This is a genomic window from Rhodovulum sulfidophilum DSM 1374, from assembly GCF_001633165.1.
Lineage (GTDB): Bacteria > Pseudomonadota > Alphaproteobacteria > Rhodobacterales > Rhodobacteraceae > Rhodovulum > Rhodovulum sulfidophilum.
Map to the genome: position 1 here is coordinate 3,743,002 of NZ_CP015418.1, position 21,133 is coordinate 3,764,134.

Genomic DNA, 21,133 nt, shown 5'->3' on the forward strand with positions numbered 1-21,133 from the left:
GGCATCTCGCCCCTGACGTGTAGGTTGGGTCAAACATGCACCGATGAGGGAGGATACCGAGATGCCGAACTGGCCGATTGCCCTGCTGCTGACCGCTTTTGCCAGCACAGCCGCCGCACAGGAGGCGGCCGATGCCGTCGCCCCCGAATCGGCGACATCCGCGGCCGAGGCCTTTGCCGGTCTTTCGCCCGAGGCCCGCGCCGCCTGGGACAACCGTGAGGCGGGCCGCCCGACCGAGGCCCGGGACTGGATGCTCGCCGCTGCCAACCCCTTGGCGGTCGAAGCGGGCGCGGAGATCCTCGCCCAGGGCGGCAGCGCGGCCGATGCCATGGTCGCGGTGCAGACCGTGCTGGGTCTGGTCGAGCCGCAATCCTCGGGGCTTGGCGGCGGCGCCTTCCTGCTGTGGTACGACGCCGAAACCGGCGAGTCGACCACGCTTGACGGGCGCGAGACCGCGCCTCTGGCGGCGACACCGCAGCTGTTCCAGACGCCCGAGGGCGAGCCCCTGGCCTTTTACGATGCGGTCGTGGGCGGGCGCTCGGTCGGGACGCCCGGCACGCCGATGCTGATGGAAGAGGCGCATCGGCGCTGGGGCCGGATCGCCTGGCCCGACCTGTTCGACGCGGGCATCGGCCTGGCCGAGGGGGGCTTTCAGGTCTCGCCCCGGCTGGCAGAGCTGGTGGCCGGCGATGAGGACCGCCTGCGCCGCCACCCCGCGACCGAGGCCTATTTCTTCCCCGGCGGCGCCCCCGTCTCGGCGGGCACGGAGCTCGTCAACCCGGCCTATGCCGACACGCTGCGCCAGATCGCGCGCGACGGCAGCCGCGCCTTCTATACCGGCGCCATCGCCGAGGACATCGTCGCCGCCGTGCGCGGGGCCGAGGACAATCCGGGGCTTCTTTCGACCGTCGATCTGGCGCTTTACCGGGTGAAGGAACGCGCGCCGGTCTGTGCCCCCTATCGCGGGCACGAGATCTGCGGGATGGGGCCGCCTTCCTCGGGCGGGCTGACCGTGGGCCAGATCCTCGGCCTGCTGGCGCCCTACGATCTGGCGGGGCTCGGCCCCGAGGCGGCCGACAGCTGGCGGCTGATCGGCGATGCCTCACGGCTGGCCTTCGCCGATCGCGGCCGCTACATGGCCGATTCCGATTTCGTGCCGGTGCCCGCAAAAGGGCTTCTAGACCCCGCCTATCTGGCCGGGCGCGCCAGGCTTCTGGAAGGCGACGACGCGCTGCCCGAGACCGCCCCCGGCAAGCCCGGCTGGGATCATGCGAGGCTTTGGGCCGATGACCGCTCGATCGAGTTTCCCTCGACCTCGCATATCTCGATCGTCGACGCCCAGGGCAATGCGCTGTCGATGACCACGACCATCGAGAACGGCTTCGGCTCGCGGCTTTTCGTGCGCGGCTTTCTTCTGAACAATGAACTGACCGATTTCTCGTTCCGGACCCATGAGGACGGCCGGCCCATCGCCAACCGGGTCGAGCCCGGCAAGCGGCCGCGCTCGTCGATGGCGCCGACCATCGTTCTGACCGACGGCAAGCCCTCGCTGGTGATCGGCAGCCCGGGCGGCAGCCGGATCATCGGCTATGTCGCTCAGGCCATCGTGGCGCATCTGGACTGGGGAATGGACGTGCAGCAGGCCGTGGCGATGCCGCATCTTCTCAACCGCTTCGGCACCTACGATCTGGAAGCGGGCACATCGGCCGAGGACCTGGCCGAACCGCTGGCCGCGCTCGGCTTCGAGGTCGGGACGCGCGAGCTGAATTCGGGGCTGCACGCGATCTCGGTCGGGGAGACGCTGCAAGGCGGCGCCGACCCACGCCGCGAGGGCATCGCGCTGGGCCGCTGAGGAAGGCCCGAAGATTTCGCGGGCGGCCTATGGCGTCATCGCGACAGGCCGACCCGTCAGATCGCGCATGGTGCAAACGTCCCATGCGCGACCCGCCCTGCCCCGGGCCGCTGCCACGCCGCGCAGAGCGAAACGCAAAACCCTCTTTCCCTGCCCGACTGTGCCGCCTATAATCCCGGCCATGGAACGCCACGGACATATCACGCCTTTCGCCGCGCGGCCCGCGCGGATGCGGTCCCTCGGCCTTCTTCTTCTCCTTAGCCGCCTCTGAGCGTGCCGAGAAGGCGCGACCGCTCAGAGGGTATTTTTCGCGCCGCATTCCCCCAAGGCTAAAGAAAAGAGAGAATCTGTCATGAGCGAGAGTTCGCACCAGGACCGCGTCCTGATTTTCGATACCACCCTGCGCGACGGCGAACAAAGCCCCGGCGCCACCATGACCCATGACGAAAAGCTGGAAATCGCGGCGATGCTCGACGAGATGGGCGTCGACATCATCGAGGCGGGCTTTCCGATCGCCTCGGAAGGCGATTTCGAGGCGGTACGCGACATCGCGAAACTGTCGAAGAACGCGGTGATCTGCGGGCTGGCCCGCGCCCAGCTGCCCGATATCGACCGCGCCTGGGAGGCCGTCCAGCATGCGGCCCGGCCGCGCATCCACACCTTCATCGGCACATCGCCGCTGCATCGCGACATCACCGCGCTGACGCAGGACGAGATGGTCGAGCGGATCGAGGCGACCGTGGCCCATGCCCGCAACCTCTGCGACGACGTGCAATGGTCGCCGATGGACGCGACCCGGACCGAGCGCGATTACCTCTGCCGCGTGGTCGAGACCGCGATCAGGGCGGGCGCCACCACCATCAACATCCCCGACACGGTGGGCTATACCGCGCCCCGCGAAAGCGCGAAGCTGATCGAGATGCTGCTGGAACGCGTGCCCGGCGCCGACGAGATCGTCTTTGCCACGCACTGCCACAACGACCTGGGCATGGCGACGGCGAACGCGCTGGCGGCGGTCGAGGCGGGCGCCCGGCAGATCGAATGCACCATCAACGGGCTCGGCGAACGCGCGGGCAACACCGCGCTGGAAGAGGTGGTGATGGCGCTGAAGGTGCGCAACGACATCATGCCCTTCCGGACCGGGATCGACACGACCAAGATCATGGGGCTGAGCCGCAAGGTCGCCACCGTCTCGGGCTTTCCGGTGCAGTTCAACAAGGCCATCGTCGGCAAGAACGCCTTCGCGCATGAATCCGGCATCCACCAGGATGGCGTGCTGAAGAATGCCGAGACCTTCGAGATCATGCGCCCCGCCGATATCGGGCTGAACGCCACCAACCTGGTGATGGGCAAGCATTCGGGCCGCGCCGCGCTGCGCTCGAAGATGAAGGAGCTGGGCTTCGATCTGGGCGACAATCAGTTGAAGGACGTCTTCGTGCGGTTCAAGGCGCTCGCCGACCGCAAGAAGGAGGTCTATGACGACGACCTGCTGGCGCTGATGCGCGACAGCGATCTGGACGCCGAGCATGACCGCATCCAGGTCAAGTTCCTGCGGGTGATCTGCGGCACCGAGGCGCCGCAATCGGCCGACCTGATCCTCTCGGTCGACGGGGTCGAGCACCGGGTGACGGCGCAGGGCGACGGGCCGGTCGACGCCACCTTTGCCGCGGTCAAGCAGCTGATCGAACATGACGCGCATCTGGAGCTTTACCAGGTGCATGCCGTCACCGGCGGGACCGACGCCCAGGCCACGGTCAGCGTCCGGCTGTCCGAGGACGGCAAGATCGCGACCGGCCAGGCCTCGGACACCGACACCGTCGTGGCCAGCGCCAAGGCCTATGTGAACGCCCTGAATCGGCTGATGGTCCGGCGCGAGAAGACCAAGCCCGAAGGGAACCTGGCCGCGATCTGATCTGCGGCCCCGCTGTCGGGGCGGTTGGCCTATCGCCGCTGCCCCGACAGGAAAATATCGGAAAAATGAAATTCGGAATCGAGCAGAACCGCGATGCGCCGGTGGCAAATGTTCGATTTGTGAAAGCGGCGGAAATGCGCTTCCGGCCGGAAGAATGCGCCCTTTACCGCGCCGCCGCCGACCGCCTATAACGTGGGCCGGTCCCGATGCTTGACTCGATGCTTGACTCGCGGCCCCGGACTTTCAATTGCAGGACCCCACGACATGGTAGGATTTGGCGGATTGTTCTCGTCGGACATGGCGATCGACCTCGGCACGGCGAACACGCTCGTCTATGTCAAGGGACGCGGCATCATCCTCAACGAGCCCTCGGTGGTGGCCTTCCACGTCAAGGACGGGCGCAAGCAGGTGCTGGCCGTCGGCGAGGACGCCAAGCTGATGCTGGGCCGCACGCCCGGCTCGATCGAGGCGATCCGGCCGATGCGCGAAGGCGTGATCGCCGATTTCGACGTGGCCGAAGAGATGATCAAGTATTTCATCCGCAAGGTCCACAAGCGCACCACCTTCACCAAGCCCAAGATCATCGTCTGCGTGCCCCATGGCGCCACCCCGGTCGAGAAACGCGCGATCCGCCAGTCGGTTCTGTCGGCGGGCGCCCGCCGCGCGGGCCTGATCGCGGAACCGATCGCCGCGGCCATCGGCGCGGGCATGCCGATCACCGATCCGACCGGGTCCATGGTCGTCGATATCGGCGGCGGCACGACCGAGGTCGCGGTGCTCAGCCTGGGCGACATCGTCTATGCGCGCTCGGTCCGCGTCGGCGGCGACCGGATGGATGACGGCATCATCAACTACCTGCGTCGCCAGCAGAACATCCTGATCGGCGAGGCCACGGCGGAACGCATCAAGACCTCGATCGGCTCGGCCCGGATGCCCGATGACGGGCGCGGCGCGGTCATGCATATCCGCGGCCGCGACCTTCTGAACGGCGTGCCCAAGGAAATCGAGATCAACCAGGCCCAGATCGCCGAGGCCCTGGCCGAACCCGTACAGCAGATCTGCGAGGCGGTGATGACCGCGCTCGAGGCCACGCCGCCCGATCTGGCCGCGGATATCGTCGACCGCGGCGTGATGCTCACGGGCGGCGGCGCACTTCTTGGCGAGCTCGACCTCGCCCTGCGCGAACAGACGGGGCTGGGCATTTCGGTCGCCGACGAGTCACTCAATTGTGTGGCGCTCGGCACCGGCAAGGCACTGGAATACGAAAAACAGCTTCGGCATGTGATAGATTACGAAAGCTGAGCCCGGCCTGACCCGGGCTGGCCGCGCGTGCCGCAAACGAGGCAGACTTGGCCGCAGATCGCAACGCCCAGATCGACTATGCCCGCCCGATCCGCCGTATCCTGATCGGCGGGACCGTCTTCGTGCTGGTCGCGCTGTTCGTGCTCTGGCGCATCGACAGCCCCAGGGTCGAACGGATGCGCGCCGCGCTGATCGACCGGGTCGTGCCCGGCTTTGACTGGGCGATGGCGCCGATCACCAAGGGCGCCGAGCTGATCGAGGGCTTCCAGTCCTATGCCCGCCTCGCCGAGCAGAACCAGGAACTGCGCCGCGAGCTGCGGCAGATGAAGGCCTGGAAGGAGGCGGCGCTGCAGCTCGAGCAGGAAAACGCCAAGCTTCTGGATCTGAACAATGTGCGGCTCGACCCCAGCCTGACCTATGTCACCGGTGTGGTGATGGCCGATAGCGGCTCGCCCTTCCGGCAATCGGTCCTGCTGAACGTGGGCGCCCGCGACGGCATCCTCGACGGCTGGGCCACCACCGACGGGCTTGGTCTGGTGGGCCGGGTCTCGGGCGTGGGCAAGACCACGGCGCGGGTGATCCTGCTGACCGATTCCAACAGCCGGCTGCCGGTAACGATCCAGCCCTCGGGTCAGCGCGCGGTGCTGTCGGGCGACAATTCCTCCGCCCCCGTCCTCGATTTCGTCGAGGACCCCGCCTTGGTGCGCCCCGGCGACCGGGTCGTTTCCTCGGGCGACGGCGGCGTGTTCCCCGCCGGTCTGCTGGTCGGCCATCTCGCGCTTGGCCGCGACCAGAGGCTTCGGGTGCGGCTTGCCGCCGAATATGACCGGCTCGAATTCCTGCGGGTGCTCAGAAGCCATGCCAATGAGAGGATCAGCGATCCCGGCGCGCTGGTGATCCCGGGGCCGGTCGGGCCGCCGCCGATCCCCGCCCCGGCGGCCGGTACCGGCGGAGATCCCGGCAATGGTTGACCCGACCACCCTCGACCGCTGGGTCTACCGGCTGGTCTTTCTCGGAATTGCGGTCATGACGGTGTTCGTGATGATCCTGCCGCTCGAAACCCGGCCCGGCCGCCTGCCCGCCCCAGACTGGATGCTGTGCCTGACCCTGGCCTGGCTGCAACGCCGGCCCGACTACCTGCCGCCCTGGCTGATCGCCGGCGTCTTCCTGATGCTCGACATGCTGCTGATGCGGCCGCCCGGGCTGATGACCGCCCTGGTGCTGGTCGGCTCGGAGTTTTTGCGCGCGCGCCAGCATGTCTCGGTCGAAACCGCCTTCGGATCGGAGTGGCTGGTGACCGCGGCCACGATATTCGCGATCTTTCTGACCGAGGGGGTGGTGCTGGCGCTGTTCTCGGTGCCGGAGGCCGATTTCGGACGGCTGATGTTCCTGGCGCTGGCAACGGCGCTGGCCTATCCGCTGGTCGCCGCGGTGTCGCGCTATGCGCTTGGGGTGCGCCGGGTGACGCCGGGCGATCTCGACCCAAGGGGGATTGGCCGATGAAGCGGTCGCAACGGGAAGCCGAGGAAAGCAACCGCCGGATCGGCCGCCGCACGCTGATCATGGGCGGAGCGCAGGCGCTCTTTGCCGGGGTTCTGGCGCTCCGGATGCGGCAGCTGCAGGTGACCCAGGCGGCCGAATTCCGTCTGCTGGCCGAAGAGAACCGGATCAACATCCGCCTGATCCCGCCCGCCCGCGGCATCCTCTACGACCGCCAGGGCCATGTGATCGCCGAAAACGACCAGAATTACCGGATCGTCATCGTGCGCGAGGATGCGGGCGACCCGGAACAGGCGCTGGCGCGGCTGACCCGTCTGGTGCAGCTCGACGACGAAACGGTCGAACGCGCGCTGAAGGAGATCCGCCGCCACAGCCCCTTCGTGCCGGTGACCATCGCCGACCGGATGCGCTGGGAAGAGGTGGCAAGCGTCGCGGTGAACGCGCCGGTCCTGCCCGGCATCGCCCCCGAGGTCGGGCAGTCGCGGCATTACCCGATGGGGCCGGATTTCGCCCATATCGTGGGCTATGTGGGCCCGGTTTCCGATTACGACCTGTCGAAGCTCGAGGATCCCGACCCGCTGCTACAGATCCCGCGCTTCCAGATCGGCAAGACCGGGGTCGAGGCCAAGGAAGAAGAGCTGTTGCGCGGCAAGGCCGGGACCCGCCGGATCGAGGTCAATGCCGCGGGCCGGGTGATCCGCGAGCTCGACCGGATCGACGGCCAGCCCGGATCGGACCTGCAACTGACCATCGATGCCGGGCTGCAGAACTTCATGCAGGCCCGCCTTGGCGAGGAAAGTGCGGCGGCCGTGGTCCTCGACCTGCAGCATGGCGACGTGCTGGGCATCGCCTCTTCGCCAAGCTTCGATCCCAACAAGTTCGTCCAGGGCATTTCGGTCGCCGATTACCGGGCGCTGACCGAGACGCCCTTCCGACCGCTCTCGAACAAGGCGGTCCAGGGCGCCTACCCGCCCGGCTCGACCTTCAAGCTGGTGACCGCGCTGGCGGCGCTGGAAGCCGGGGTCATCACCCCTGACGAAACCGTCTGGTGCCCGGGCTTCCTGAAACTCGGCGACAGACGCTTCCATTGCTGGCGCCGGGGCGGGCATGGTCATGTCAATCTGACCGAAAGCCTGCAGCAATCCTGCGACGTCTATTACTACGACATCGGCCAGCGCGTCGGGATCGACAATATCGCGGCGATGGCCCGCAAGCTGGGGCTGGGCGTGCATCACGATCTGCCGCTGTCGGCCGTGGGCGAAGGCCTGGCGCCGGATCGCGCCTGGAAACGCGCACGATACGGGCAGGACTGGCAGGTCGGCGACACGCTGAACGCGTCGATCGGTCAGGGCTATGTCCTGGCGACGCCGCTGCAGCTGGCGGTGATGTCCGCGCGGATCGCCACCGGACGCGCGGTCACACCGCGGCTCCTGCGCTCGATCGACGGGGTCGAACAGCCCTCGGGCGCGGGCGCGCCGCTCGACATCAAGCCGGTCAACCTCGAGCGCATCCGCAAGGGCATGGACGCGGTGGTCAATTCGCGGCGCGGCACCGGCCGGCGGTCGCGGGTGGTGGCCGACGGCATGGCGATGGCGGGCAAGACCGGCACCAGCCAGGTGCGCAACATCACCGCTGCCGAACGCGCCGCGGGGGTCTTCCGCAACGAGGACCTGCCCTGGGAGCGGCGCGATCATGCGCTGTTCGTGGCCTTTGCGCCGGTCGAGGCGCCCAGGGTCGCGATCGCGGTCGTGGTCGAGCATGGCGGCGGCGGTTCGGCCGTGGCCGCGCCCATCGCCCGCGACCTCACGCTGCGCGCGCTTTATGGCAGGGTGCCGCCGGGCGATGCCTATCCCGAAAGCGACCGCTGGGAGGCCGAGCGGCGGCTGCGCGACCTGCCTCTGCGCGACCCCGGATCGCGGTCTTCGGGCGGAAGGGGCCGCGCATGAGCTATCTCGAATACAACGTCAAGCGCGTGCCGACGGGCCTGTCGAAGGTGCTTTACGTCAACTGGGCGCTGGTGCTGCTTCTGACCGCCGTGGCCGGGATCGGCTTCATGATGCTCTATTCGGTGGCGGGCGGCCGGCTCGAGCCCTGGGCCGATCCGCAGATGAAGCGCTTTGCGCTGGGAATGGCGGTGATGTTCACCGTCGCCTTCGTGCCGATCTGGTTCTGGCGCAACATGGCGGCGCTGGCCTACGGGATCTCGGTTCTGCTGCTGATCGCGGTCGATTTCTTCGGCTCGGTGGGGATGGGCGCGCAACGCTGGATCGATCTCGGCGTGGTCCGGCTGCAGCCCTCGGAGCTGTCGAAGATCACCCTGGTGATGATGCTGGCGGCCTATTACGACTGGCTCGACATACGCCATGTGTCAAAGCCGCAATTCGTGGCGCTTCCGGTTCTGCTGATCCTGCTGCCGACGGCGCTGGTGCTCAAGCAGCCCGATCTGGGCACCGCGCTGCTGCTGATCGCGGGGGGCGGCATCATCATGTTTCTCGCGGGCGTGCACTGGGCCTATTTCGCGGTGGTGATCGCCGCGGGCACCGGGCTCGTCACGGCGGTCTTCGCCAGTCGCGGCACGCCCTGGCAATTGCTGAAGGACTACCAGTTCCGCCGCATCGACACCTTCCTCGATCCCTCCACCGATCCGCTGGGCGCGGGCTATCACATCACCCAGTCGAAGATCGCGCTGGGATCGGGCGGCTGGGCGGGGCGGGGCTTCATGCAGGGCACCCAGTCGCGGCTGAATTTCCTGCCCGAAAAGCATACCGACTTCATCTTCACCACCCTGGCCGAGGAATTCGGCTTTATCGGCGGGATGTCCCTGCTGGCGCTTTACGTGCTGATCATCGTCTTCTGCATCTCGTCGGCGATGCAGAACCGGGACCGCTTCTCGTCGCTGCTGACGCTGGGGATCGCGGCCACCTTCTTCCTGTTCTTCGCGGTCAACATGTCGATGGTGATGGGGCTCGCCCCGGTGGTGGGGGTGCCGCTGCCGCTGGTCTCCTATGGCGGCTCGGCGATGCTGGTGCTGCTGGCGGCCTTCGGGCTGGTGCAGAGCGCGCATATCCACCGGCCGCGGGGGCGCTGATGGTCAGGATCCTGTTCTCGGCGCCGCCCGGGCTCTGGGCCGAGTATCGCGCGCCCCTGGCCCGTGCCCTCGACGAGGCGGGTATCGAGGCCGAGGTCGTTACCGGAACCGGCGATCCGGCGGCCATCGACTATGTGGTCTTCGCGCCCGGGGGCGGGCTGTCGGATTTCACGCCCTTCACCGGCGCGAAGGCGGTGCTGAGCCTCTGGGCCGGGGTCGAGACGGTGGTCGGCAACCCGACCCTGACCCAGCCGCTCTGCCGGATGGTCGATGCCGGTCTCGAGGAGGGCATGGTCGAATGGGTGACGGGCCATGTGCTGCGCCATCATCTGGGATTTGACCGCTACATTTGCGCGACCGAGCCGCATTGGGATCAGCGCGTGCCGCCGCTCGCGCGCGACCGGACGGTCGCGGTGCTGGGTCTGGGCGCGCTGGGCCGGGCCTGTGCCGAGGCGCTGGCCGCGCTTCGGTTCCGGGTGCTGGGCTGGAGCCGGACGCCCCGCGCGGTGCCGGGGATCGATTGCCATCACGGCGCGGAGGGGCTGCGCCCGGTGCTGGAGCAGGCCGGGATCGTCGTGCTGCTGCTGCCCCGGACGCCCGAGACCGAAGGGCTGATCGATGCCGAGCGGCTGTCCTGGCTGCCCGAGGGCGCGGTGCTGCTCAATCCGGGCCGGGGGGCGCTGATCGACGAGGCGGCGGTGCTGGCCGCGCTGGATGCCGGTCGGCTCGGCCACGCCACGCTTGACGTTTTCCGGACCGAGCCGCTGCCGCCCGACCATCCGTTCTGGCACCATCCGCGGGTGACGGTGACGCCGCATGTCGCCTCAGAGACCCGGCCCGCCTCGGCGGCGCGGGTGATCGCCGAGAATGTGCGCCGCGCGGAAGCGGGCGAGGCGCTGCTGTTCCGGGTCGACCGGGCGCGGGGGTACTGAACCCGGACGCTGCCGCCCCCGGCCCGCGCGGGGCTTTTGCCTCGCTTGTCCGGCCTTGGGCCGGGCCGCGCGCGACCATGCGCGCGGTGCCTCCGGCGGGGGGGGGTATTTTCGCCAAGAAGAAGCCCAGGCGGCGGTGCGGAAGGGGCTCAGCGCAGTCGCGGCGGCTCGTCGGGATCGATCAGCGGGGTTTCGGTCATGGGCTCGGGCGCGGGCAGGTCGATGCGGAGACCGAGCCGGGCGAGATGCGTGGCCATCGGCCCGCTGGCGGGGAAGAAGGCCAGATCGAGCGCGGCGGTTTCGAGCCCGCTGAAGCGGACCGCCTCGGAGACCGCGCGCGCAAGCGCGGGCTCGGCCCCCTCGGCCGGGTCGAGGAAGGCAAGCAGCAGGCTCGTGGCCCCGTCCGGATGGCGGAGCCCCGCAAGCCAGGCGCGGGCGGCAAGCCCGCCCATCCCCGCGAGGCAGGTATCGAGCGCGGCGAGCAGCGGCGCGGGCAGATCGCCCGGCGGGGTCAGCGCCTCGGGGACGAGATCGAGCGTCTCGGGCGTCGCGGCCAGCATCTCGGCCCACCAGGCAACGGCCTCGGGCGGAAGGAGTTCGGCCGTCGCGCCGCCGAGATCGATGCCGAGGCCCAGCCCCTCCGCGGTCAGCATCTCCGCCAGCCTCCGGCCCGGCATCGCCGCATAGGGCGAAGGCGCACCGGTGAAATCGGTCAGCCGCCCCTCATCGGCGAAGGCCAGAACGACGCGGCCCTCCTCGAGCTCGAAGACGCTGGGCGCGATCCGGTCGTCGTCCTCGGCCTCGCGGTCGAGCAGCAGCACCAGCTCGGTGGCAGCCAGACGGCCGTAATAGACCAGCCGCAGCGACGGATCTTCGGGCGCGGCGGTCATCGCGGCATGGGCGCGGTCGAGCGGGGACACGGGCTGCGGGGCCGCGGGGGGCGTTTCGGCGGTCATGCGAGAACCTCTGCGACGCGCTGGCGGAGGACGGGCAGGAGGTCGGCCTCGAACCAGGGATTGCGTTTGAGCCAGGCGGTATTGCGCCAGGAGGGATGTGGCAAGGGGAAGACTTGCGGCGCATGGGCGCGCCAGCCCTGAACCGTGGCGGTCACGCCCCGCCGTGCCGCGGCTCCGAGATGCCAGCGCTGGGCGTAGCCGCCGATCAGCAGGGTCAGCGGCACAGGGCCGAGCGCGGCGAGAACGGCCCGGTGCCAGGTCTCGGCACAGAGCGCGGGCGGCGGCAGGTCGGCACCCGCATCGTCATAGCCGGGGAAACAGAAGGCCATCGGCAGCACCGAAACCCGGGAAAGGTCGTAGAAGGTCTCGTTGTCGATGCCCATCCAGCTTCGGAGCCGGTCGCCCGACGGATCGAAGAACGGCCGCCCGGCCTTGTGCACGCGCAGTCCCGGTGCCTGACCGCAGACAAGGATGCGCGGCGCCGGGCCGAACCAAGGCACCGGGCGCGGCGCATGGCCCGTTGCCGTTGCGGCGAAGCGCGGCGCACAAAGCCGACAGGCCGCGATACGGCTGCGCAGAAGGTCGGGGGCGACGGTCATGGCCCCGACCTAGGGCAAAACCGGCGGCCCGGCAATTCGTGGCGTCCGGCGACTGCCCGCGGATCGGGCATCCCGCCGCCTGCGCGACAGGACGGACCGGATCGGCGCGTTTCGGGACCGCCGAATGGCCGCGGGGCCGGTTGCCCCTGTCTTCCGCTTCGATTATGCCACTTCCAACAGAGCGAGAGAGGGGAACGGCGGAGGAATGTACCGAGTCTGGAATTTCGTGACTGCCTATTCGCTGTTGCTGATCGGGGGCGCCGTCACGGCGCTGATCTGGGTCAACTTTCATCCGAATTCCTACCATGATTTTGTGGAATACGTCCTGATCGACGATTTCTTCATCGGTCATGCGCATGAGGTCGGAGGCCATGTCAGCCGGACCCTGACCGTGCATTACCTGGTCAATGACCTCCTGATGGCCTTCTTCTTCGCCATCGCCGCCAAGGAAGTCTGGGAAGCGATCATCCTGCGCAACGGCTCGCTCAGGGGCCGCAAGGCGGCAACGCCGCTTTTCGCCACGCTGGGCGGCATGCTCGGCCCGATCGCGGTCTATCTCGGGCTTGCGGCGATCTTGGGTTCGTCCACTTTCGACGCTGTCCATCGCGGCTGGGCGATCCCGACCGCAACCGACATCGCCTTTTCCTATCTGGTCGGGCGGATCGTCTTCGGCGCCGGGCATCCGGCGGTACGGTTCCTGCTGTTGCTGGCCATTGCCGACGATGCGGCCGGGCTGATCATCCTGGCGATATTCTACCCTTCGGGCGATCTTCAGCCCCTGTGGCTGCTGCTGTCGGTCGGGGCGGCGCTGGCGACCTTCCTGCTGTTCAACTGGCTGCCGCGTCGGATGGATCGCGGCCGTCAGATGCGCCCCTGTTCAAGCTGGGTGCGCCGCTATCTGGGCTTCTGGCCCTATGCCCTCGCCGGGGCTGCCAGCTGGTTCGGCTTTCAGGAGGCGGGGCTGCACCCGGCGCTGGGGCTGTTGCCGGTGGTGCCCGCGATCCCGCATGCCGACCGCGCCTTCGGCATCTTCTCGGAGGCCGAGCAGTATCTGACGGACCTGCTGAACCATATCGAGCATAATCTGAAGGTTCCGGTCGAGATCGTCCTGTTCTTTTTCGGGCTCTGCAATGCCGGGGTCGAGTTCTCGTCGATCGGCGTGCCGACCTGGCTGGTGCTGGCCGGGCTGCTGATCGGCAAGCCGGTGGGCGTGCTGCTGTTCGGCTGGCTGGCGGCGCGGCCGCTCCGGCTTGGCCTGCCGCAGGGCATGCGCACCGCCGATCTGCTGGTCGTGGGCTGCGTCGCGGCCATCGGCTTCACGGTGTCGCTCTTCATCGCCTCGGTCGCGTTCAATTCGGGCGTCACCCTCGATGGAATCGACGTGCAGGAAGCCGCCAAGATGGGCGCGCTGTTCAGCTTTGTCGCGGCGCTGATCGCCTTCGGCGCGGGCAAGCTGATGCGGGTTCGCAAGCAGAGCTGAGATTGCCCGCGGCCGCAACATCAGGCCGCGGGACAAATCCCCAAAGCCTGGCCTGTATTGCGGCCCTATTGCCTTGCAGGACAGGCATAGCGGGATCGAACCCGGGGCAGATGCAGCCTTACAAGACCGCACCGGCGGCGCCCCTGTAGAAGCCCGGATCCCGCCCGGCAGGGGGGCGGGTCTGCATGTGCTTTGCCCGGTCACGTCCCGAAAGGGGCTGCGATAGCGGGAAGGACGGCCGAGCGATGCGCATGATCGTCAAGCCCGGTGAACCATAGGCGGAGAAGGCAAGACAACGGCGGAACGCCGCCGCCTGCCCGGTCGTTAATTGCACCTTTGAAACACGACGCGGCGCCACAGTTTCTGAAGGCGCCGCGCTGAGCCAGTTTGATCTGCGGTTCAACTCAGCCGTGAATTCCCGTGACCCGTTGGGCATCCGCCTCGAAGTCATCGTCGCTCACGCTGGGAGGGATGGAGCCGGTCCCTCGGGAAGGCTGCGGCCGAAGACGTTTTCCCGGTGCCAGCGCAGGTTCTCGGGGTGCGGTGCATCGCGCACATCCTCGGGCCTGACGAGCTTGCCATCCGGCGCGAGAAGCCGCCCGATGACGTCGCCCGGCACCTTGTTGTGCGACACGAGGATCGTCTCGCAGTCCTCTGCCACCGAGATCAGGCCCCGGTCGAACATCCAATGCAGTGTCCCCGACAGCGCCAGTCCGTTGCGGACCGTGTCGTTCCCCTGGCTCTCGACGGGGCGGATATGGGCCGCTTGCACCTCGGGCCGCCCCCCGCCGTTGCGCAGCATCAGGCCGGACATGGCGCAGCGGTATCCATAGGCCGCGCGGACCTTCCGGCGGAACACTACATCCCGGTAGGGTCTTCGGGTGAGGCGCTCGAGCACCGGGCGCTCGAAGAGTTCGGCCCCCTCGGCCAGTTCTGCCGACGGCGGATCGTAGCGCGTCGCCTCGATCCGCTCGAGGTCCTGCGGCAGGCCGAAATTGACGATGCGGGCGAAGTCCGGCTCGGGCAAGCGCCTGACGGCCAGCTGCACCGCGCCACCTTTCTTCGGGGTGCCATCCGGCTCGGTCAGTGCGGCTTCCAGTGGACGACCGTCCAGCAGCCGCGGCACCTCCCGGTCGAAAGGAAGAAAGCTCCCGGGCCCGATCATCGCGAAGAACCGGCCCTCGGCGCAAGGCTTGGGGATCACCCGATTGATCTTCGCCACCGCGAAGTAGCCGCGCGGCCCGGCTTTGACCGGCTCGTAATAGACGATCCAGTCGCCGACCGCTTGCTCCACGGCCTTCAGGTAGGACCGCGGGAAATCATAGACGACGTCGGGCTCGTCCTCGTAGATCGAGTCGGCTTTATGAAGGAGGACCAGCTTAACCATGCGCCCAGGAAAGCCGCTGCCAGGCAAGACGCAAGGATTTCTTGCGCGAAGCGCAGCCGCCCCCATGCTTGGCATCCTGCACGCACACCACCTCGTGGCTACAGTCCAAGAGGCCACAGCTGTTGCGATGATAGGCCGGACAGACTCCCCTGCCCCGCAGGTCGGCTACCTGAAGATCGAGAGGCCTGGCATGACAACCGCCGAATGCACCTCCCGGCCAGGCGGCCGATCCGCGCGGCCTCGAAAATACCGCGCTTGCCCTTTTGATCTTCGGCGGCATTTCCCCCATGATCCCGCAAACCGTTTCCACCCTTCGCGAACGAGTATCGGCCTGACATGAAACATATCGAGATCGGCGGCCTGCCCGTCGGAAATACCCGCCCCCTGACGGTGATCGCGGGCCCCTGCCAGCTGGAAAGCCTGGACCACGCCCTGATGATCGGCCGCGCCATGAAGGAGGCCTGCGCCGCCGCCGGGGCGGGCTACATCTTCAAGGCCAGCTTCGACAAGGCGAACCGCACCTCGCTGTCGGGACGGCGCGGCCTCGGCATCGACAAGGGGCTCGAGGTGCTGGCCGAGCTGCGCCGCCAGCTCGACGTGCCGGTCCTAACCGATGTCCACAGCCCCGAGCAATGCGCCCCCGCGGCCGAGGCCGTCGACGTGCTGCAGATCCCGGCCTTTCTCTGCCGCCAGACCGACCTTCTGCTGGCCGCGGGCGAGACCGGTGCCGCGATCAATGTGAAGAAGGGCCAGTTCCTCGCGCCCTGGGACATGGGCAATGCGGTGACCAAGATCGAATCGACCGGCAACCGGCGGATCCTTCTGACCGAGCGCGGCGTGTCCTTCGGCTACAACACCCTCGTCACCGATATGCGCAGCCTGCCGATCATGGCCGGGCTCGGCTATCCGGTGGTGATGGATGCGACCCATGCGGTGCAGCAGCCGGGTGGCCAGGGCGGCTCGAGCGGCGGACAGCGCGAATTCGCCCCGGTGCTGGCCCGCGCGGCCGTGTCCCTTGGCCTGGCGGCTGTCTTCATCGAGACTCACGAGGCCCCAGACAGCGCGCCCTCGGACGGGCCGAACATGATCCCGCTCGACCAGATGCCCGATCTGATCGCGACCTTGATGGCGTTTGACCGGCTCGCCAAGGCGCATCCGCTGTCGATCTGAACAAACGGTGCCCGGACTCATTTTTTCGTCAAAATGGGCTTGAAGCCGGTCCGGGCATCTCGTATCTACGCGTCCACGTTGGGGCGTAGCCAAGTGGTAAGGCACCGGTTTTTGGTACCGCGCACCGTAGGTTCGAATCCTACCGCCCCAGCCAATCACACTATAAATTTATATACTCCCAATGGGGTAGCCATTGATCAAGCGGCCGGCCTGCCGTCACCACGTCGTGGTGGTTCACAAACTGGTTCACATCATGCGCGGTGTAGAACGCGCGAACCGTCGAGAAAGTGGGGGCTTCATCTCGTTCGCAGAAACGGGATCTTCTACTTTCGTCATCGTCGGCCCGAAACAATCCGCTGCCTCGGCGCGCCCGCGTTTCTGTCGGTTTCGCTACGCACCCACCTCCTCGCCGAAGCGGTAAAGCGGCCGGCCGACCTGTGAACCGCACCGGGTTTGCCGGAGGCTCCAACTCCTGAGCAAGATGGAGCATCATGAGCAAGAGGACGAACAAGTTTTCGCCCGAACCGCACGAGCGTGCGGTGCGCCTGGTCCTCAACAATGAGGATCAGCATGGATCGCGCTGGCAGGCAGTCATGTCGATTTCCGCGAAGATCGGCGGTGCGCCCCAGACACTGAATGAGTGGGGCAGGAAGGCCGAGGTCGACAGCAGCATCCCCGCCTGCGTCATCGTCCTGCGTCAGCAGAAGCATGACGGCGCGAACCTCGTTTCCGGCAAGCCCGCCGACCGGCAAGGCAAGGTTCTCTTCATCAACGCCGACCGCGAGTATTTCGAAGGCCGCGCTCAGAACCACCTGATGCCCGAGCATATCGAGAAGATCGTCACCACCTTCGAAGAATACCGCGAGATCCCCGGTTTCTCGACCATCGTCGACATCGACACGCTGGAAGCGAATGACTGGAACCTCAACATCCGGCGCTACGCCGACAACGCGCCGTCGCCCGAACCGCATGACGTGCGCGCCCACCTTGTCGGCGGCATCCCGAAATCGGAGGTCGAAGCGAAGGCAGAGCTGTTCAAGTCCCACGGCCTGATCGCGGAGAAGGCGCGCGACATGCTGCGGCATTACGTGACCAATCTCTTGCCGAACGGATATAAGGCGCAGGTGGTGGCCTATAGTCGGACGGCGGTGGTCCGATATCAGGCTGCGTTTCTCGTTGCGCGTGATGAGTTGATGGCAGAGGCCGAAGCGCTTTCCGACTATGACAAGGCGATGGACGATGAGGTGCTTTGCACCAGATCGGCGGCGGTTCAGGCATTGGTACAGGCCTGGCGGTATCGCGAGACGTTGGAGAAGATCGAGTTCGCGGCGATCATGTCAGGCGGCAACAATGATGATGCATCTTGGAGGCAATGGACTGACGGGTCTGCACAGGAGATGCGGATCAAACGGTTCAAGAAACCCTTGTTCCACAAGGATGCCACCAAGTCGGATCCGCTGGCTTTCCTGATCGTCAAGTCCATGCTGCTGACAGGGTTCGACGCCCCGATCGAAGGTGTGATGTATCTCGATCGTTCTATTCGGGAGGCCGAGCTGCTGCAGGCGATCGCCCGTGTGAACCGTACCGGTTTCGGAAAAACCTGCGGTATCGTTGTCGATTACTTCGGCGTCGCGCATCACCTGAAAGCTGCCTTGGCTGCCTATTCCGACGAGGATATCGACGGGGCGCTTGTCAGCTTGAATGATCAGATCCCTGTGCTTCAGGATCGGCATATCCGGGTCATCGAAATTTTCAGACGTGCTGGACTTGATGACCTTTCGAATGACGAAGATTGCCTGCAAGTGCTTTCGACAGAAAAAGCCCGAGCGGAGTTCACCGTTAAGCTCAAGGATTTCCTGAAGTCTCTGGAAATCACCTTTCCTCGGCCTGAGGGATTACCCTTCGTGCAGGACGCCAAGAGATTTGCATATCTGCAGGCACGCGCCCGCAATCGGTACCGCGATATGCCGGTCATCGGGGCAGATGTCGGTACCAAGGTACGGAAGCTGATCGATGATCACGTCATCTCCCTTGGCATCGACCCGAAGATTCCACCTGTGCAACTGACGGATGCAGAGTTTGACAATCAAATCGGGCAAGCCGCGGGCGGCCGAGCCAAGGCATCCGAGATGGAACACGCGATCCGCTCTCACATACGCAAGAACCTCGAAACAGATCCGGTCCGTTTCAGGAAGATGTCAGAGCGGCTGAACGATATTTTGAAAGGCTTAGGCGAGCAGTGGGACCAGATCATCGAGCAGTTGCAGGCCATCATCGACGAGCTTCGCGGCGAAGCCAGCGACCGTGACGAAACCACCCTGGACATCCCCAAGGTCTATCTGCCTTTCCTCCGCACGGTCCTGGCGGCGAGCTCTGCAGACCAAACTACCTCAGCCGACCAACTTCGCGCATTGCACGAAGTGACACGGATTGTGGTGGACCGTATTATCGAAGAAATCGGCGCGAACCGTTCTTTGTGGAACAGTTACAAGATGGCCGATCAAGAAAACCTCAGATCAGAGATTTTTGAGATCATCTTCGACGCGCAGATCCAGGGGTTCGGCGTCGACGAGGCGGAAGCCCTTGCAGATCAGTTGATGCAGCAGGCGAAAGCCAACGATGATAAGCTGCGAGCAGCCTGATGTCCAAGCTCCCCATGACGCCTATTCGCACTGGCGGAAAGCCCGCTCGCGTGAGCGAACACCGACTGGAGATTGATGGTCTTGCTTTTGACGTTCACCGCAGTGATCGCCGTAAAACCATGCAGATCACGGTGGAACGTTCCGGGGACCTGTCGATAGTTGCGCCTTCGACAGTTCCCGCCGATCAACTGGTCAGCTTCGTCGAAGACAAATTGGTCTGGGTCCACACCAAGGTCGAAGAGAAAGCCAGGCTTCAGCAACGTGCTCCGATGAAGGAATTCGTCGAGGGTGAAGGCTTTCTGTACCTAGGCCGGAGCCACCGACTGCGCCTTGTTGATAACCAGTTGGTTGACCTCAGTCTAAAGAACGGTCGGTTCTGCCTGCGACGCAGCTCTATCCACCGGGGGCGAGACATATTTGTCTCGTGGTATACGCAGAGAGCTCAGCGATGGTTCGAAAAGCAGGTCGCCGAGTTCTCCAACCGTATGGGTGCGAATGTGCAGGAGGTAAAAGTTCAGGATCTTGGATTCAGGTGGGGGTCTTTCGGCTCCGATGGTCGCGTTTCATTTCACTGGAAGGCCATCCTCCTACCTCCTCGTATTGCCCAGTACGTTGTGATCCATGAATTGGCGCATGCTCATCACCCAGACCATTCAGCCAGTTTCTGGGTCAAGGTCGAGCAACATCTTCCTGATTGGCGCTGGAGAAAGACCTGGCTTGCAGAAAATGGAATTCAAGTTGAAGGGCTATAAGCTGATTGAATTTTATCTCCGCGGAAATTGAAGAGGATAGAACGTGACTGTAACCAAAATGATCAAAGATCCAATTCATGGGGCCATTGAATTTGAAGGCGACTTTGAGAACTCCCTGAAAGGGATGCTTTCAGATAAATTTTTCCAGCGGTTGCGTCGAGTCAAGCAGCTCGGATTTTCGGATTTCGTTTTCCCATCCGCCACCCATTCTCGGTTTGCCCATTCTCTCGGGGTTTACGCGGTAGCGAAGCGTATGCTGAGGGTCGTCGAGCCGGAGGTGCGGAATGGAGACTGGTCAAATGACGGTCGAGCTTGTTTGGCGGCCGCCCTATTGCATGATGTTGGCCATGGAATGTTCAGCCACGCATTCGAAAACGCCGCAAAGTCGTATCATGCCAGTAGGGATGAGGGATCTTCCGAGGGCCTCAAGGATGCCGCTAACCATGAAAAGGTTACCAGCCGAATTTTGACATCTTCGTCGATCCAAGAAAAACTGGTAGAAATTGGCGGGACTGAATTTCCCCAGGCTGTTTCTGACATGATCGACAAGAAGGACAAGACCTGCATCTACACTTCGATCGTTTCAAGTCAGTTGGATGCCGACAGATTAGATTGCGCGGCGCGAGATCCATATTTTGCAGGCGTGTCCTCCGGAAGGACGGATTTGAATTGGTTGATGAGAAACCTTCAAGTAGGCGACGGGCCGAATGGAAAATTCCTTTTTGTTGACAGCAAGTCCTATATTTCTATGGAGCAATTCACAGTAACGCTTTTTCACCTATACCCAACAATATATCTCCACAAGAAGACCCGAGGTCTTGAATTCCTATTTTCCAAACTTCTCTGTCGCATTTTTGAAATTGTCGAAGGCGGCCAAGCGGCCAACGCAGGCATCAGCAAATCTCACCCACTTGCGCGTTTCATACAGTCACCGAGCGATCTCGAGAATGCACTACTGCTTGATGATACTCTATTCTGGGGCTCTTTACATCTCTTCCGGGATGCGCCTGATAAGACAGTCCGGAACATTGCGAATGATTTCTTTCAGCGCAAGATCCCTCCAATGGTCGATGCTTGGAAACTCGCGGATGAGATAGCTGCAAGCTCTCCTTCGTTTACGGGCGTACTTGCTCATGACCGCGTTGCGAAAATTGAACATGCTTGCGAAGTAGCCTGCAAAAAGGTCCTTGAGTCTCACGATGCGGTCTTGAAGGGATGCTATCACGACACCTATACTCGACCCATCTACAAACCAAAATTTGAAAAGGGCGATGCCCAGCAGATTAATGTAAAAGTTGGAGGTGACTACCTGGACATTGCGGCTATTTCGCCATTGGTGGCGAGTGCCGCCTCATTCAACATCCATCGTGTATATTATGATGAGCGAATTCACAATCAGGGCAATGAACTGACGGCACGCTTGCAGGGCGCACTAAGAGAGGCGCTGGACTGAATTCAGACGATTTCGATGTTGCGGAAGGCGTTCTGGAACCCAGATCACGGCTTCCGAAGATAAAGAGTGAAGGACAAGCTGGATGCGGGGCGGCTTTGAAGACCTGCA

The 21,133-nt window shown here is 64.9% G+C and carries 17 protein-coding genes, 1 tRNA gene and 1 pseudogene; 16 read left to right on the forward strand and 3 right to left on the reverse strand.

The window, feature by feature from the left end:
- Positions 1 to 43 precede the first annotated feature (43 nt).
- From ggt to A6W98_RS17495, 9 genes are all read left to right on the forward strand, one after another.
- A complete protein-coding gene (ggt, locus tag A6W98_RS17460) occupies positions 44 to 1,852 on the forward strand; it encodes a gamma-glutamyltransferase (RefSeq protein ID WP_406678829.1) in 1,809 nt (602 codons plus the stop codon).
- A gap of 352 nt (positions 1,853 to 2,204) precedes the next feature.
- Positions 2,205 to 3,764, forward strand: a complete 1,560-nt coding sequence (locus tag A6W98_RS17465) for a 2-isopropylmalate synthase (protein WP_042463791.1) — start codon at positions 2,205 to 2,207, stop codon at positions 3,762 to 3,764.
- 65 nt (positions 3,765 to 3,829) lie between these two features.
- Positions 3,830 to 3,955 (forward strand): hypothetical protein, encoded by a 126-nt coding sequence (locus tag A6W98_RS22170; RefSeq protein ID WP_264580079.1) that lies wholly within the window; start codon positions 3,830 to 3,832, stop codon positions 3,953 to 3,955.
- Between the two features lie 73 nt (positions 3,956 to 4,028).
- The gene (locus A6W98_RS17470; protein WP_042463794.1) at positions 4,029 to 5,066 is read left to right on the forward strand and encodes a rod shape-determining protein; all 1,038 of its coding nucleotides are present in this window, start codon (positions 4,029 to 4,031) and stop codon (positions 5,064 to 5,066) included.
- Between the two features lie 47 nt (positions 5,067 to 5,113).
- Entirely contained in the window at positions 5,114 to 6,037 is a 924-nt protein-coding gene (gene mreC, locus A6W98_RS17475; protein ID WP_042463797.1) for a rod shape-determining protein MreC, read from the forward strand.
- A complete protein-coding gene (locus A6W98_RS17480) occupies positions 6,030 to 6,569 on the forward strand; it encodes a hypothetical protein (protein ID WP_042463799.1) in 540 nt (179 codons plus the stop codon). The genes mreC and A6W98_RS17480 overlap by 8 nt, the downstream gene beginning before the upstream one ends.
- Positions 6,566 to 8,512, forward strand: coding sequence for a penicillin-binding protein 2 (mrdA, locus tag A6W98_RS17485; protein ID WP_042463801.1), 1,947 nt, complete (start codon positions 6,566 to 6,568; stop codon positions 8,510 to 8,512). The genes A6W98_RS17480 and mrdA overlap by 4 nt, the downstream gene beginning before the upstream one ends.
- On the forward strand, positions 8,509 to 9,654 hold the full coding sequence (rodA, locus tag A6W98_RS17490; RefSeq protein ID WP_042463803.1) for a rod shape-determining protein RodA: 1,146 nt from the start codon (positions 8,509 to 8,511) through the stop codon (positions 9,652 to 9,654). Before mrdA ends, rodA begins: the two co-directional genes overlap by 4 nt.
- Entirely contained in the window at positions 9,654 to 10,586 is a 933-nt protein-coding gene (locus tag A6W98_RS17495) for a 2-hydroxyacid dehydrogenase (RefSeq protein ID WP_042463804.1), read from the forward strand. Before rodA ends, A6W98_RS17495 begins: the two co-directional genes overlap by 1 nt.
- 149 nt (positions 10,587 to 10,735) lie before the next feature.
- On the opposite strand, the gene A6W98_RS17500 is transcribed toward A6W98_RS17495, so the two are convergent.
- Positions 10,736 to 11,542: an SseB family protein gene (locus A6W98_RS17500; RefSeq protein WP_052678105.1), complete on the reverse strand. Its 807-nt coding sequence runs from the start codon at positions 11,540 to 11,542 to the stop codon at positions 10,736 to 10,738.
- On the reverse strand, positions 11,539 to 12,141 hold the full coding sequence (locus A6W98_RS17505) for a uracil-DNA glycosylase family protein (protein WP_042463805.1): 603 nt from the start codon (positions 12,139 to 12,141) through the stop codon (positions 11,539 to 11,541). The genes A6W98_RS17500 and A6W98_RS17505 overlap by 4 nt, the downstream gene beginning before the upstream one ends.
- A gap of 205 nt (positions 12,142 to 12,346) precedes the next feature.
- Here A6W98_RS17505 and A6W98_RS17510 point away from each other — a divergent pair, with 205 nt between their 5' ends.
- Entirely contained in the window at positions 12,347 to 13,621 is a 1,275-nt protein-coding gene (locus A6W98_RS17510) for a Na+/H+ antiporter NhaA (RefSeq protein WP_042463806.1), read from the forward strand.
- 457 nt (positions 13,622 to 14,078) lie between these two features.
- Here A6W98_RS17510 and A6W98_RS17515 read toward each other — a convergent pair whose 3' ends face one another.
- On the reverse strand, positions 14,079 to 15,008 hold the full coding sequence (locus A6W98_RS17515) for an HNH endonuclease (RefSeq protein WP_042463808.1): 930 nt from the start codon (positions 15,006 to 15,008) through the stop codon (positions 14,079 to 14,081).
- Positions 15,009 to 15,344: 336 nt separating this feature from the next.
- Between A6W98_RS17515 and kdsA the strand changes: the two genes are divergently transcribed.
- The 6 genes and pseudogenes from kdsA (at position 15,345) to A6W98_RS20540 (ending at position 21,025) form a co-directional block, all read left to right on the forward strand.
- Positions 15,345 to 16,178, forward strand: a complete 834-nt coding sequence (gene kdsA / locus A6W98_RS17520; protein ID WP_042463810.1) for a 3-deoxy-8-phosphooctulonate synthase — start codon at positions 15,345 to 15,347, stop codon at positions 16,176 to 16,178.
- Between the two features lie 79 nt (positions 16,179 to 16,257).
- Positions 16,258 to 16,332: transfer RNA gene (locus A6W98_RS17525), tRNA-Gln, on the forward strand.
- A gap of 337 nt (positions 16,333 to 16,669) precedes the next feature.
- Positions 16,670 to 16,846, forward strand: a pseudogene (locus A6W98_RS22035) (IS3 family transposase); the annotation flags it as partial.
- A gap of 3 nt (positions 16,847 to 16,849) precedes the next feature.
- Entirely contained in the window at positions 16,850 to 18,820 is a 1,971-nt protein-coding gene (locus A6W98_RS22040) for an N-6 DNA methylase (RefSeq protein ID WP_264580080.1), read from the forward strand.
- Positions 18,820 to 19,572, forward strand: a complete 753-nt coding sequence (locus A6W98_RS20535) for a M48 family metallopeptidase (RefSeq protein WP_081251986.1) — start codon at positions 18,820 to 18,822, stop codon at positions 19,570 to 19,572. The genes A6W98_RS22040 and A6W98_RS20535 overlap by 1 nt, the downstream gene beginning before the upstream one ends.
- Positions 19,573 to 19,615: 43 nt before the next feature.
- The gene (locus tag A6W98_RS20540) at positions 19,616 to 21,025 is read left to right on the forward strand and encodes an HD domain-containing protein (protein WP_247904412.1); all 1,410 of its coding nucleotides are present in this window, start codon (positions 19,616 to 19,618) and stop codon (positions 21,023 to 21,025) included.
- Positions 21,026 to 21,133: the final 108 nt, after the last annotated feature.